The following is a 14,166-nucleotide window of genomic DNA, read 5'->3' on the forward strand; positions in this document are numbered from 1 at the left end:
TGTGACAGCACCAAGCACGTCACGGAGGTCGGTGAGCATGGCTTTTCGGGAGATCAGTGTGAACGAAATCAGAGAAGTACTGCGGTTGTGGCTCGGGACGCCAGCATTGCCGGCTCCCGGTTCACGCAAGATCGCCGAGCATGCCGGGGTGGACCGTAAGACCGTCCGTCGGTACGTCGAGGCAGCCCAAGGAGGTGGCCTCAAGAGAACCGACACTGCCGCTGCGGTGAACGATGATCTCATCGCCGCGGTCGTCGATGCTGTCCGTCCCGACCGACCGCACGGTCACGGCGCGGCATGGGAGCAGCTCGTGCCCCATGAAGAGCAGATCACCAAGTGGGTGGCAGGCGATGGTGAACAGAAGCCGCTCACTATCACCAAAATCGAAGTGCTGCTTGCCCGTAAGGGCTGCGTGGTGCCGTATCGGACGTTGCACCGCTTCGCCACCGAGCGGTGCGGTTTCGGCCGCAAGAACCTGACGGTCCGCGTCGTCGACGGTGACCCGGGGATCGAATGCCAGGTCGACTTCGGCTACCTGGGGATGCTCACAGACCCCGAGGACGGTCGCGCTCGCAAGGTCCACGCCCTGATTTTCACCGCGGTCTACAGCCGGCACATGTTCGTGTGGTTGACGTACTCGCAGACGTTGGTGGCGGTGATCGCCGGCTGCGAAGCAGCGTGGAAGTTCTTCGGCGGAGTCTTCGCGGTCCTGATCCCGGACAACCTCAAACCCGTTGTCAACGAGGCGGACCCGATCACTCCGCGATTCACCGATGGCTGGCTCGACTACAGCAATCATGTCGGGTTCATTACCGATCCAGCGCGGGTCCGGTCGCCGAAGGACAAACCGAGGGTCGAACGCACCGTGCAATACGTGCGCGGTAACTTCTGGGCCGGTGAACGATTCACCAGCCTCGCGCAAGCGCAGGAGGCGGTGGTCCGCTGGTGCGCCAGCACCGCGGGCATGCGCATTCACGGCACGACCTGTGCACGGCCGCTGGAAGTGTTCGAGGACTTTGAACTGCCGGTATTGCTGCCGGTTCCGGCGGTCTACGACGTGCCGATCTTCAAGGACGTCAAGGTCCACCGCGATTTCCACGCCGAAGTCGCACGCGCGTTGTATTCGCTGCCGCAGCAGTGGATCGGATCGACCTTGTCGGTGCGCGCGGACACCGAACTGGTGAAGTTCTATCACCGCGGCACCCTGGTCAAGATTCACCCCCGTCAGCCTCCAGGTGGCCGCAGTACCGACCGCGACGATCTCCCCGAACACAAAACCGACTACGCCTTGCGCGATGTCGCCTCACTCATCGCGAAATGCACCTCACACGGGCCGAACATCGGCATCTACGCCGAACGAATACTCGATGACCCACTGCCGTGGACGAGGATCCGCAGTGTCTACCGACTTCAAGGACTGGTCCGCCGCTACGGAGCCGAACGGGTGGAACAGGCCTGCGCGCTTTCGCTCGATCTCGATGTCGTCTCCGTCACCAAGATCGCCTCGATGCTCGAGCGCGCCACCGAATCCACCACGCCGGATCTACCGAAAGCAGTCGGACAATCATCAACGCGGTTCTCCCGCGATCCAACCGAATTTCGTTCTACTGCAACCACTTCACTGTCCGTCGTAGACGGCAGCACCGCACCTTCGGAGGGACGCCCATGACCACCACTCGCACCGCAGGCACGACCGAACCGGTCGGCACCGACCTCGTCCGACTACTCAAAGCCCTCAAACTCGGCGCGCTCGCCGACACCTTGCCCGAACGCGCTGCTCTGGCCCGCCAACACAAGCTCAGTCACATCGGATTCCTCGAAGTACTCCTTGCCGACGAAGTGAATCGCCGCGACTCCCGTTCGGCGATGCTACGGGCGACCAAGGCGGGGCTCGATCCGGCGATGGCCTTCGATTCCTGGAACGCACTCGACGATCTCCGGTACGACCGGACACTGCTCGGCGATCTGACGTCACTGCGCTTTCTCGATGCCCACCAGTCCGCGATCATCCTCGGGCCGGTCGGGGTCGGCAAAACTCATCTGGCAACAGCATTGGGACACATGGCAATCCGAAGACGACACAGTGTGCTGTTCGCTCGATCGGACAAACTGTTCACCAGGCTACGAGCAGCGCGACTCGACAACACCGTCGACGCCGAAATCCGGCGACTGACCGCAATCGAAGTCCTGATCATCGACGACTTCGCGCTGCGACCACTCGACGCCACCGAGACCAGCGACTTCTACGAACTGATCGTCGAGCGCCACCGGAAGAAAACCACGATCGTCACCTCGAACCGCGAGCCATCAGAGTGGCTGACCATGACCGCCGACACCCTCCTCGCCCAGTCAGCCATCGACCGACTGACCTCCGCTGCGCACACCCTCATCATCGAAGGACCGTCCTACCGCCAACGCACCCGCCCCGGAACAGTTGACGAAAACACCGACAACACGCATCCTCAATAACGCGCCACGGTGGTCCCTACCCTCTGGCAATCAGGTGGTCCCATCAACCTGGCAAGCGACAAGATCGACCCAACGCGTGGTCAGCGGGTTCGTCGACGGATTTCTTGTAATTCGACAAGGCCCCCTGTGAGAGTGTCGGCTCGCGCACCGGCCGCATGCTGATGCGCCCGGACGCTGGTCGAGTCGATCGAGAGCACCGCCCCGATATCGCCGTCGAGTTCTTCCGGGTCGAGACCGAACACCTCGGCCACCGCGGCAAGCATCTCGTCGTAGGTGCCATCGAAGGACCATCGGTGGTGGCGTTTCCACACCGTCTGCCACGGACCGAAGTCCTCCGGCAGATCTCGCCACGGACACCCGGTACGGAATCGGTATGCGATGCCCTCCAGAATTCGCCGGTGCTCGGCGAACCGCCGCCCACGTTTTCCCACGTCGGTGGGTATCACTGGCTCGACGATCTCCCAGAACTCGTCACTGATCACTCCCACGCGCGTCATCGAAATATCATCGCTGACAGCACCTCTCAAATTTGGGAGACACGCTCGAGACGTCGGCAGATCAGCGGATCATACGGTCGTTTTCGGGGCAGTACCGGTGCGGTCTAGGCTCATGGAGTCGATGCAGATCAGTGGTGCGTCGAAGTCGTTCGGATCCGTGGTGGTCGTTGAAGACACTTACCGATAGCCTGCTTCAGCTCACTGACCGACTCCCGGTAGCCCAGTAAGTTGGTCTTATTCGCGACGAAAACCCAAGAACGTGAATGGTTCCGGGGCCTTCGTAGCGCTGTACGTCAGACGTTCAGATCCTCGTCTCTACGGTTCTTTATGCGCGAGGTCGCAACAAAGGAGATGGCCGCCAGGATCATCAGGTAGATCGAGATCGACATCGAGGTGCCGGTGGCCTTGAACAGCGCCTCGGAGATGGTCGGGACGAATGCTCCGCCGAGCACGGTGCCGATGGCGTAACCGATGGACGCGCCGCTGAACCGGACGGCAGCGGGGAACATCTCGGCGTACAGCGCCGGCTGCGGTCCGTAGGAGAGGCCGAGTCCGACGGCGAAGAGACCGAGGGCCAGGTAGATCCAGTGCAGCTCACCGGTGTCGACGAGCAGGAAGAACGGGATGGCGCACAACACCATTGCCGCGTTGCCGAGGTTCATGATGGTGGTCCGGGCGTAGCGATCGGACAGATGCGCCCCGAGCAAAGTGAACACTCCCCAGACGACGGCCGCGAACAGGCTGGCGACCAACACGTCGACTCGGGCCAGGCCGTGTTCACGCGTCGAGTACGCCACGATGAAGCCGCCGACGATGATGTAGCCGTTGCCGTTGGTGCCGATGAACGACAGTGCAGCCAGCATGACCTGCTTCTTGTTGGTGCGCCACAGCGAACGGACTGGAGTGTGGTTGCGCTCCTTGCGTTCCGAGAGCTCCTTGAACACGGGGGTTTCCTCGACGCGACGCCTGATGTAGAAGCCGACGAGGATCAGCACGAAGCTGATGAGGAACGGAATGCGCCAGCCCCAGGCCTCGAACTGCTCCTCGCTGAGCAAACCGGTGCACAGTGCCAACGTTCCTACCGCGATGAGCATGCCGAGCGGGACACCCATCTGGGTTGCTGCGCCGTAGATTCCACGCTTGCCCTTCGGCGCGTGTTCGACGGCCATCAATGCGGCTCTTCGATCTTGACCGGGCAACCCTGGTCCTGAGCTCGTTCGGCGCGTCTACCAGCTGAAAGCCCTTGGCCCCTGAAGTCTGGATGTTGCGACACATTCCGACTGCAGAAGGAACCAAGGGCATGGATCAGAGTACGACAGTGCTGTTCGGGTTGCCCGGAGTACGCGTGGACCGTGTGTCCACCGACGATATCGGCGTGCGATTGGTGGAGTTCTTCACCGACGACGAACGGGCCGCGGCATGCCCGGGTTGCGGCGTGGTGTCGACATCGGTGAAGGGGCATGCGGTCACCAGACCGAAAGACATTCCGTACGGTGAGGTATCAATACTGTTGCAGTGGACCAAAACCCGGTGGCGTTGCCGGGAGGAGTATTGCCAGCGCGGATCGTTCACCGAGAGCGTCGACGAGCTACCCCCGCGGGCAAGGGTGACCGGCCGGCTCGGTCGCGCGATGGGATGGGCTATCGGAGACGCTGCCCGATCGGTCTCCGAAGTGGCGACCAGTCACGGCGTCTCCTGGCCGACTGCGCATCGAGGGTTCGTCGATCTGGCCGGGCGGATGTTGACCGAACCCGACCCGGTGAGAGTGTTGGGAATCGATGAGACCCGCCGCGGCAAGCCGCGATGGGACCGCTGCACCACGACAGGCACATGGGTGCGGACCGATCCGTGGGACACCGGGTTCGTCGACATCAGCGGCTCTCAGGGCTTGCTCGGGCAGCAAAGCGGTCGCACGTCGGCGACAGTGGTGGGCTGGCTCCGTGCTCGTAGTGCGCAGTTTCGGGACGGCATCGAATACGTCGCGATCGACCCCGCCGCTGTCTACGCCTCCGCGGTCCGCACCCCGGACCTGTTGCCGAACGCAGTGCTGGTGGTCGATCATTTCCATCTTGTCGCCAAAGCCAACGACGCCGTCACCAAGGTTCGGCAGCGGGTGACGTGGGATCAGCGGTCCCGGCGTGGGCGGGCGATCGACCCGGAATGGGCGAACAGACGTCGACTTCTGCGTGGCCGGGAACGTATGTCGGACAGAGGGTTTGCTCGAATGTGGAATGAAATCGACGCGCAGGATCCGAGTGCTCAGATCTTGTCCGCGTATATCGCGAAGGAGGAATTGAGGACCTTGCTCTCGACCGTCCGCGATGGTGGGGATCGGCATCGGACATCGCATCGGTTGCAGCGGTTCTTCACATGGTGCGCCGATTCGCAGGTCCCGGAGCTGCTCACGTTGGCCAAGATGGTCGACACGTGGTGGCCGGAAATCAACGCGTTCATCACCACCGGCATCACCAACGCCAAAACGGAAGGCTACAACCGACTGGTAAAACAGGTAAAGCGATCCGCATGTGGGTTCCGGAACGTTGACAACTCGGCCCGTCGGATACGGTTTCACACGACCCGCTCCGCGCGGGCCAGTATTCAGACTTCCTGCTGAGTTGCCCGGTTAAAGTTGAAGAGCCATCAATGCCGCGCCGCCCCATTCACCACCGGTGGAGAATCCCTGCAGGATGCGCAGCACGATCAGGATGATCGGGGCCCAGATGCCGATGGTCGCGTACGTGGGGAGCAGACCCATACCCACGGTGGCAGCACCCATCAGCGTGAGGGTCGCGATGAGGACCTTCTTGCGTCCGATCTTGTCACCGAAGTAACCGGCGACGATGGCCCCGAGGGGGCGGAAGACGAAGCTGATGCCGATGGTGACGTAGGCGACGAGCTGCCCGGACGACCCCATGGGTGCGAAGAACAACTGGGCGAAGATCAGCGACGCTGCCTGCGCGTAGATGAAGAAGTCGTACCACTCGACAGTGGTTCCGACCATGCTGGCCATCGCGGCGCGGCGATGCTCACGCGACACCCCGGTGGGCGTCTCGACCTGTGTTGACATCGACTTGTCTCGTTTCGTTCGGGTTCCGGCTCTCGGACATGAGAGCGGCAATTCGGAGTGTCGTGGGGCGGGACGTGGGTAAAAGAACGACGAATTCGGGCAACCGACAATCCGGCCGAAACTCACCGTCCATTCGGTCGGTAATCACTGTGACCGGCGACACGATGGTTTGTCAAGGTGGTACCGATCATGACCGGGGGTGCATGACCGATTTCGTCGGAAACTACCGATCGGTGCCGTTCGATTCGTCCGAAACGACGCAGACAGCGACAGTGACGGAAGGCCATACTCGAACTCATGGCTGTGCCGGCAATCCCCGAACTCGACACTGCGATCATCGACGAACTGATGCGTGCGCTTGGCACCGATGCGGTGGTGACCGACCCGGACATCCTCGAGAGCTACCGACACGACTCGGCAGCTCTCTGTGAATCTGCCCTGCCACTGGCCGCGGTACTGCCGACCACGGAATCCGATGTTCAGGCCATCATGAATATCGCATCGTCGCACCGCATTCCCGTCGTCCCACAGGGAGCATTGACCGGCCTGGCCGGAGCAGCGAATGCCAGCGTCGGAGCCATTGCCCTCAACACCCGGCGCATGAACAAGATCATCGAACTCGACGTCGTCAATCGCATTGCAGTCGTGCAAGCCGGCGTCACCAACAAGGAGCTCAAGGAGGCTGCCCTACAGCAAGGCTTGACGTATCTGCCCGACCCGTCCAGCTGGGAGGCGTCGACGATCGGTGGCAACATCGCCACCAATGCAGGGGGTCTGTGCTGCGTGAAATACGGCGTCACTGCGCGATTCGTCCGTGGTCTGCGCGTCGTGCTCGCCGACGGCCGGGCCACCTTCGTCGGTCGACGCACGGTCAAAGGCGTGGCCGGACTCTCCCTGGCAGACCTGTTCGTCGGATCCGAGGGCACGCTCGGCATCATCACCGAGGCCACAGTCGGCCTCGACTTCCCTGCCGCCACCCCGCTCACGATGGCCGCGACCTTTCCGTCCACCGTCGCTGCGGGAGAGGCGGTGACGCGCATCCGCGCCGCGGGTATCACGCCGAGCCTGTTCGAGCTGATGGACCGCACCACCATCGCCGCGATCGACGCGTACGCGCGCATGGACTTCGGGACCGACGCCGCAGCCGTACTGATCGCCCAATCCGATGTCGGCTCAGGCGCGGTGCAGGAGCTGGAACTCATCGCTGCGCTGTGCACCGAATCCGGCGCGACGGATGTTGCTGTCGCCGAGGACGAGATCGAGTCGGAGCAACTCGTTCAGGCCCGTCGCTTGGCGTACCCCGCGCTCGAGCGTCTGGGTTCGCCATTGGTCGACGATGTGTCCGTGCCAATTTCGCAGCTGGCCGCGATGATCGACGAAGTAGGACACATTGCCGAGCGCATCGGTATCGTCATCGGCGTCGTCGGCCACGCGGGTGACGGCAACATTCATCCCACGGTCATCGTGAATCCGACGGACCCGGCATCGTTGACGGCCGCACAACGGGCATTCGACGAGATCGCAGCATTCGCGCTCTCGCTCGGCGGAACCATCACCGGCGAGCACGGAGTCGGACTGCTCAAACGGGATCTCCTCGAAACCGAGCTCGATTCGGTCGCAGCGGAACTGCAGCGCGGCATCAAGGAACTACTCGACCCACACTACCTACTCAATCCAGGAAAAGTCCTCACCGCCCGGTCGTGAACCGTAGCGACATCCACACCAGTAATCGAGTGTCCGCGTCGTCGAGATCGAGACCGAACAGGTCCTTGGTCCGCCGAAGTCGGTAACGAAAGGTGTTGGCGTGCAGATACAACGACGCCGATGCGGCGGCAACATTCGATTCATGCGTCAACAGCGCCAGCACCGTCGCTGCGTACTCGGTACCTTCGGCGGCGTCGCACGCGAGCATCTTCTCGACGGCCGGTATCGCCAACGGCAGGTCCGAGAGTGCATCACCCGCTCTACGGAGAGTGACCGGCACGCGATTCTGCTCGAAGGTCGTCGTCGTCACGCCGTCGCCGATCGCGTCGAGCACCCAGTGTGCCTGCCTGCGTGCCACTGTGGGCCGGGCATCGGGGCCGCCGATCGCGAAGTTCACCGATACACCGAACGCCGCCTCCGCCTTTCGTCGAACATCCTCGGCGGCGTCGAGGAACCCGCGTTCGTCCTCCGACGCCAGCACCAACAAGACAGTGCGATCCTCGATGACGCAGCCCGAATCCGGTGCATTGCCGAACGTGAGCTCCAACAGATCCGCCAGCTGCACCAGGAGGGCGTCCGGTTGCACAGAATCGATCCTCGCCTCCAGCACCGTGTAGCGACTTCCTGGCGTGGTCACGGTATCTGGATCGGTAAGTAACGCACGCACCCGTGGATTGTCGGCTCCGGGCGGATGACGCCGAGCCAGCAGCAGCGGCACCGCTGCGGCTGCTGCACGGGTCATTGCCGCCACTGCACCGGGATCAGGTGGACGCAGAGAAACCCCGGTAGCGATGCACCAAATGGAGCCGAGATACTCGGCATCGCCCGACACGGCCACCGCCAGTCGCGGTAGCACTCCGGGAACGTCCACCACGTGCACTTTCGAGCTACGCCGAAAGTCTGGGTCGAGGTGATGCACCATGTACTCGGCCGGGACCTGCTTGCCGAGAATCCCGTCGCGGCGCACGTCGTCGATCGGCTGACCCGGAACAGACGAGTACGCGATGACGAAGCCATGTGGATCCATCACCGACACTGCGCCGCCCACCGCGGTGGCGGTTGCGTCCGCCAAGGCGGACAGATCGGCGGTGGTCATCGACTCACCGTACTGCCGGAGACCCGACTACCGCGCTACGGTGCGACTGTCGCCTCGAAATTCCGCGATCAGCTCATCTCGGCATGTCACCGACACGTCGTACAGGCCGTTGCGGCCGAACCTCGCACGCTCGACGGCGTCGGCGACCAGCACGTCACCGGCCTTCGTCGGACGGAGATAGCGGATGTCGCACCGTGCCGCGACGGCAGAGTCGTCGTGAGAATTGCACGCCATCGCGAACGTCGTGTCCGCCAACAGGAAAACGTATCCGCCGTGTGTGATGGCATAACCGTTGACCATATCCTCGGTGACGACCATCGACATTCTCGCGTGACCCGGTGACAGCTCGACCAATTCGATCCCGAGCTTGCGTGACGCGGCGTCGGCCTCGAACATCTGCCGAGCAATCGTCGAATCGCTCACGGCTGCAACACCGATCGCTCGGTCTGGGTGAACATGACGGCGCCACCGGTCGCGAAGTTACGCAAGTCTTTGCCTGCGGCCTTCATCTCGGTCGACGCCAATCCGGCCTTCAGCGCTTCCTCGTCCGCGAAGTACAGGCTGGCGATTGCGTAGTACGGCGGTGGCACATCGTCGAGCGAGTCCAACGTGCCCCAGGTGAAGTCGATCAATCCGGGAACTGCACGAGCCAATGGCACGTGCACATCGGCGTAGTGACGATCGAACGCACCCGGGTCCTCGGGCGCTCCGTAACAGACGGCCACTCGAATGCTCATGACACAGCCTCCGGCTTCGCGACGAGCGTCAGCACGTCGTAGGTAGCAACCGGGTCACCCTCGTGGTTGACGACCACTGCATCCCAACGCACCTCGCCGTAATCGGCACTCTGGCGCGGCGTGATCAGCTTGGCCGTCAAGGTCACCGTCAGGGAATCCTCGGCTTTGACCGGTGTCAGGAACCGAAGGTTGTCGACACCGAAGTTCGCGAGAACCGGGCCCGGCGCTGGATCGACGAACAGACCGGCAGCGAGCGACACCACGAGGTAGCCGTGAGCAACGATGCCGCCGAACAGTGGATTGGCTGCCGCCGCTTCAGGATCGGTGTGCGCGTAGAACGTGTCGCCGGTGAACTCGGCGAAGTGATCGATGTCCGCACGGGTCACCTGACGGGGTCCACCGACGATGGTGTCACCGAGCGCGAGTTCGCCGAGGTCCTTCCGGAAGGGATGTACGTCGCCGGTGACGCGCGCCGATCCGGCCACCCATTTGTTGCCCACTGCAGTGAGCACATCAGGTGTGCCTTGAATTGCTGTGCGCTGCATGTGATGCAGCACTCCGCGCATGCCGCCGAGCTCCTCGCCGCCACCCGCGCGGCCGGGTCCGCCGTGGACGAGCACGGGCAACGGGGATCCGTGACCGGTCGATTCCTTGGCATCCTCGCTGTTCAACACCAGAATGCGGCCGTGATAGGGAGCCGATCCCAGAACCACCTCGCGAGCGATCGCAGAATCCTTGGTCACCAACGATGCGACGAGCGAACCTTTTCCGCGCGCAACGAGGTCGAGCAGATCGGATGTGTTCTCGTACCCGATCACGGTCGACACCGGTCCGAACGCCTCGATCTCGTGCGGTTCGGGAGCCGACGCGTCCCCAGCTTTCAGAAGAACAGGGGCCATGAATGCACCGGGGCGCGGGTCGACCGCCTCCGGATCACCGAAGACCACCGAAGCGGACTTGGTCAGCGCACGAACGGACTTCAGAACTTCGTCGCGCTGATCGATGCTGGCGAGCGCTCCCATCGTGACGCCCTCGGTGCGGGGATCACCGACGACAACCTTCTCGAGTCGAGCCGACAACGCCTCGACAACCGGATCGACCATCGACTGCGGAACCAGGACTCGGCGGATCGCCGTGCACTTCTGCCCCGCCTTGACGGTCATCTCGGTGAATACTCCCTTGACGAACAGGTCGAACTCCGGATCAGTCTGTGCGACATCGGAACCGAGGATCGAGGCATTGAGCGAGTCCGCTTCGGCGGTGAAGTGGACACCCTCACCGACGACGTTCGGGTGTGCACGGAGGACCGCTGCGGTGTCGGCGGACCCGGTGAACGCGACGGAATCCTGGCCACCGAGATGATCGATGATGCCCCTCGCGCTGCCGCACAGCAGCTGGACTGATCCTTCGGGCAGGATTCCACTCTCGATGATGCGTCGGAACACCAACTCGGTGAGGTACGCGCTCTGACTCGCCGGCTTCACGATCGACGGCACCCCGGCGATGAACGCGGGAGCCAGCTTCTCCAGAAATCCCCACACCGGGAAGTTGAATGCGTTGATCTGTACTGCTACACCTCGCCTCGAGGTGTAGATGTGCTGTCCGAGGAACGTACCCTTCTTGCCGAGCTGCTCGATGTCGCCGTCGAGGTACACGGTGTCGTTCGGCAGTTCCCGACGCGCTTTGCTGGCGTAGCTCAGCACGGTGCCGAAGCCGCCGTCGATATCGACGCCCGAGTCACGCGTCGTCGCCCCGGTCAGCGTGGAGATTTCGTAGAACTCGTCTTTGCCCGCCATCAGCGTCAGGCCCAGCTGCTTGAGCAGGGCCGCGCGTTCGTGAAAGGTCAGTGCAGCGAGGGCCGGTCCGCCGACACTACGTGCGTACTCGATCATGCCTGCGACATCGAGCCCGGTCGAGGAGATCCGAGCGACCTCGGTGCTGTCGAGTGCGCTGAGCAACGGGGATCCCTCGTCGCTCGCAGTAAACCATCGTCCTTGGGCGTAGCTTTCCAGCAGTCTGCTCACAGCATCTCCATCTCACCGTACGTTCGGTCGGTAATTACCATCGCCCCGACCGGGGTGCATTGTCAAGAAGGGATTCAGTCCAACAAACTCGGGTGACCACTGTCCCCGACAGGCACGGGGTCCGGATCATCGCTGGTTCCGACGACCACCAGCTGAACCAGCATGAGCCCGGGCCCGCCCTTCTCCCTCGGCAGCAGCGCGCCACGAGCGTCGACGACCGTCCATCCGCCACCGATTCGCCGGAGCCGGATGCCGTCGACCGAGCCGCTCGTGTGCGTCCCCGCGAACAATCCCGATGCTGCCGCGAAGATCCGCTTCACGTCATCAGGGTGCGGAGTGTCCCGGTCGTCGACGATGCCCTTCCACTGAATCGAGGGCACCGGATCGGTGAGCCACCTGATGAGTCGGTTGTGCGTGATATCCATCAATACCAGCGCTACCTGCGGCGACACCTCGCCGAGCGCGGTGAAGGCTGCCGATTCCAACCGAGGGGTGGCCACGGAGTCCGATTCGACTGCGTGCACCAACCCGAGCCAGCTCGACTGCTCTCCGGTGGCGGTGAACACAAGATGCAGCCGCGGACCCCTCGCGAGGAATGGGGCAGTGGCCAGGCCGCTCCACGTGAGCCCGGCCTCGGGTGCAGGCGAAAGCAGAGCACCGATGGCACCCATGGCGTCGTCCACGTCGACGTAGCGGAACACTTCGGGCGAAGTGAAATTGGAGCGCCCGCCGATACTCGCGTCGCCCACCACGCGCTGCAGAAGTTCCGGATCGGCGACGAACGAACGACGTTCTGCCTCGAAGGTCACCGCAAGGGCGTCGTACATCGGGTAACCGGGAGGGTCGAACTCCGAGTCGCCGACCCACAGATGCACCCCGTGGACTTGGGCGCCCCGGCCGACGACGGGATGAAGAAGGATACGAGTTCGTCGCGTGCCAGTCGGAACCGTCGTGTCCAGACTCTGAGCGCTGGCTCGCACGTGTTCGAGGGATCGCACGACTTCGGCCCAAACTCGCGTCGAGGATCTGCCACCCACCACTGCTTTGATCGCCCGAGGCAGCGAAGACATGTCTCTCGATCGACCGCCGAGCGAGACGAGCGACGCACGGCCTCGATGCACGGTTTCCACCAGCATCCACCGCGGTACGGGGTCGTCTTGCGCCTGCACCCGTACTGGTCTTGAATTCACCCGATCCACCATAACTGGATCGGACCGTTCGGAATGACGCGATGGAGGGGGAAGTGACCAGCAGAATCTTGTCCGCGAACGCCTCCGACAGCAGGCTCTGCGCCTCGGTGCTGGCGGACGCATTCAGCGAGGATCCACTGATGGCGACCATCTGGCCCGATCGCGGTCGACGGCACGCCGCGCTGAGCGGATACTTCGACGCGTCGTTACGGCATTTTCACGTGGCCGGGGGCGGTGTTCGATACGCCGTGACCGACGCCGGCGACATCGCAGCGGCAGCGGTGTGGGACCCGCCCGGCTCGAAGCAGTCGATCGCCCGAACTCTGAGGGCACTACCGTCACTGCTCCCGATACTTCGCGGACGGACCAGCGCCGCACTCGGCGTGAGATCGACACTCGATGCTCATCATCCGACGCGTCCGCACTGGTATCTGGCCAACCTCGGCAGTTCGACGGCTCAGCGGGGGCATGGATTCGCAGCAGCCTTGATGACGGACCAACTCGCCAGATGCGACCGCGACGGAGTCGACGCGTACCTCGTCTGCACCTCCCCGGACAACATCGCGTTCTACGAGCAGTTCGACTTCGTGGTCACGGAGACGTTCGCTCTCGCGTCCGGGTCCGAGATGACGTCGATGTGGCGCTCCTGCGCGGCTCGGTGATGTCGGCTCAGGCCTTGCGCAGACCGTCGAACGTCAGGGCAACGACGGCGTCGGCCAGTGCCTCCACCGACCCGCCCGTTCGCGGCTTGTACCACTCGATGAGTGAGTTGACGGTGCCGAACAACAGCCTCGAGACCAGCGCCGGATCGATGTCGGCGCGCAAGTCACCCTCGTCGGCTGCGGCGACGACGAGCCCGGACACGAAGGCGTCGAACTCCCGTCTTCTGGCCAGCGCACGCCGCTCGACCTCGGTGTTTCCCCGTACACGGAGCAGCAGCGTGACGTAGGGCAGCTCGCCGACCAGGATCTCGACGCTTCTTCTGACCAGGTACTCGAGACGGTCGATGTAGCGTCCCTCGGTAGCCCGTTCCTCGGTGGTGACGGCGAACAGCGCGTTCAATGCACGCGAGAGCGCGAGTTCGAGAAGCTCGGACTTCCCCGATACGTGGTGATAGATCGACGACTTCGTGATGCCGAGACGGCCGGCGAGAACCTCCATCGACGTGCCGTCGTACCCCTTGTCGTTGAAGACCTTCACCGCGACGGCGAGCAACGAATCCAGGTCGTACCCCGGACGCCCTGGGAGCCCGGTTCTGCGCGGGGCGCGTGCCGTTGTCATGAGCATCATCTTGGCAGGCGTCGGACGATTTCACAGCACCGACACTGCCAACCCTTGCGCAACGACCGAATGTTCGGTTATTAATGAAGGGTGACCCGACG

12 protein-coding genes and 2 pseudogenes are annotated in these 14,166 nt (G+C 63.2%); 5 read left to right on the forward strand and 9 right to left on the reverse strand.

What is annotated here, in order from left to right; genetic code table 11:
• Nucleotides 1–37 precede the first annotated feature (37 nt).
• Both istA and istB read left to right on the forward strand, forming a co-directional pair.
• Nucleotides 38–1,669, forward strand: coding sequence for an IS21 family transposase (istA, locus tag WDS16_RS20325; RefSeq protein ID WP_338887198.1), 1,632 nt, complete (start codon nt 38–40; stop codon nt 1,667–1,669).
• Entirely contained in the window at nt 1,666–2,469 is an 804-nt protein-coding gene (gene istB, locus WDS16_RS20330; RefSeq protein WP_338887200.1) for an IS21-like element helper ATPase IstB, read from the forward strand. The genes istA and istB overlap by 4 nt, the downstream gene beginning before the upstream one ends.
• 61 nt (nt 2,470–2,530) lie before the next feature.
• On the opposite strand, the pseudogene WDS16_RS20335 reads toward istB, so the two are convergent.
• Both WDS16_RS20335 and WDS16_RS20340 read right to left on the reverse strand, forming a co-directional pair.
• A pseudogene (locus tag WDS16_RS20335) lies at nt 2,531–2,966 on the reverse strand (IS5 family transposase); the annotation flags it as partial.
• 293 nt (nt 2,967–3,259) lie between these two features.
• Nucleotides 3,260–4,135 carry an MFS transporter gene (locus WDS16_RS20340; RefSeq protein ID WP_338887202.1) on the reverse strand — a complete coding sequence of 292 codons (876 nt, stop codon included), beginning with the start codon at nt 4,133–4,135 and terminating at the stop codon, nt 3,260–3,262.
• Between the two features lie 131 nt (nt 4,136–4,266).
• Here WDS16_RS20340 and WDS16_RS20345 point away from each other — a divergent pair, with 131 nt between their 5' ends.
• A complete protein-coding gene (locus WDS16_RS20345; RefSeq protein ID WP_338886703.1) occupies nt 4,267–5,580 on the forward strand; it encodes an ISL3 family transposase in 1,314 nt (437 codons plus the stop codon).
• Between the two features lie 15 nt (nt 5,581–5,595).
• Here the strand turns inward: WDS16_RS20345 and WDS16_RS20350 are convergent.
• Nucleotides 5,596–6,033 (reverse strand): annotated as a pseudogene (locus WDS16_RS20350) (MFS transporter); the annotation flags it as partial.
• Nucleotides 6,034–6,330: 297 nt separating this feature from the next.
• Between WDS16_RS20350 and WDS16_RS20355 the strand changes: the two are divergent.
• On the forward strand, nt 6,331–7,737 hold the full coding sequence (locus tag WDS16_RS20355; RefSeq protein WP_338887204.1) for an FAD-binding oxidoreductase: 1,407 nt from the start codon (nt 6,331–6,333) through the stop codon (nt 7,735–7,737).
• Here the strand turns inward: WDS16_RS20355 and WDS16_RS20360 are convergent.
• The 5 genes from WDS16_RS20360 to WDS16_RS20380 all read right to left on the reverse strand — a co-directional run bounded on the left by WDS16_RS20360 (nt 7,721) and on the right by WDS16_RS20380 (nt 12,784).
• Nucleotides 7,721–8,833: a helix-turn-helix domain-containing protein gene (locus tag WDS16_RS20360; RefSeq protein WP_338887206.1), complete on the reverse strand. Its 1,113-nt coding sequence runs from the start codon at nt 8,831–8,833 to the stop codon at nt 7,721–7,723. The two genes, WDS16_RS20355 and WDS16_RS20360, sit on opposite strands and share 17 nt — an antisense overlap.
• 27 nt (nt 8,834–8,860) lie before the next feature.
• Nucleotides 8,861–9,229, reverse strand: a complete 369-nt coding sequence (gene paaI, locus WDS16_RS20365; RefSeq protein ID WP_338893550.1) for a hydroxyphenylacetyl-CoA thioesterase PaaI — start codon at nt 9,227–9,229, stop codon at nt 8,861–8,863.
• Between the two features lie 23 nt (nt 9,230–9,252).
• Entirely contained in the window at nt 9,253–9,570 is a 318-nt protein-coding gene (locus tag WDS16_RS20370) for an EthD family reductase (protein ID WP_338887208.1), read from the reverse strand.
• Nucleotides 9,567–11,594, reverse strand: a complete 2,028-nt coding sequence (gene paaZ / locus WDS16_RS20375) for a phenylacetic acid degradation bifunctional protein PaaZ (RefSeq protein ID WP_338887210.1) — start codon at nt 11,592–11,594, stop codon at nt 9,567–9,569. Before paaZ ends, WDS16_RS20370 begins: the two co-directional genes overlap by 4 nt.
• Nucleotides 11,595–11,668: 74 nt before the next feature.
• Nucleotides 11,669–12,784 carry a GAF domain-containing protein gene (locus WDS16_RS20380; RefSeq protein ID WP_338887211.1) on the reverse strand — a complete coding sequence of 372 codons (1,116 nt, stop codon included), beginning with the start codon at nt 12,782–12,784 and terminating at the stop codon, nt 11,669–11,671.
• Nucleotides 12,785–12,837: 53 nt separating this feature from the next.
• Here WDS16_RS20380 and WDS16_RS20385 point away from each other — a divergent pair, with 53 nt between their 5' ends.
• Nucleotides 12,838–13,446, forward strand: coding sequence for a GNAT family N-acetyltransferase (locus tag WDS16_RS20385; protein ID WP_338887213.1), 609 nt, complete (start codon nt 12,838–12,840; stop codon nt 13,444–13,446).
• Between the two features lie 7 nt (nt 13,447–13,453).
• Here the strand turns inward: WDS16_RS20385 and WDS16_RS20390 are convergent, their stop codons facing one another.
• Nucleotides 13,454–14,065: a TetR/AcrR family transcriptional regulator gene (locus tag WDS16_RS20390; RefSeq protein ID WP_338887215.1), complete on the reverse strand. Its 612-nt coding sequence runs from the start codon at nt 14,063–14,065 to the stop codon at nt 13,454–13,456.
• Nucleotides 14,066–14,166 lie beyond the last annotated feature (101 nt).

This window comes from Rhodococcus sovatensis (assembly GCF_037327425.1).
GTDB lineage: Bacteria > Actinomycetota > Actinomycetes > Mycobacteriales > Mycobacteriaceae > Rhodococcoides > Rhodococcoides sovatense.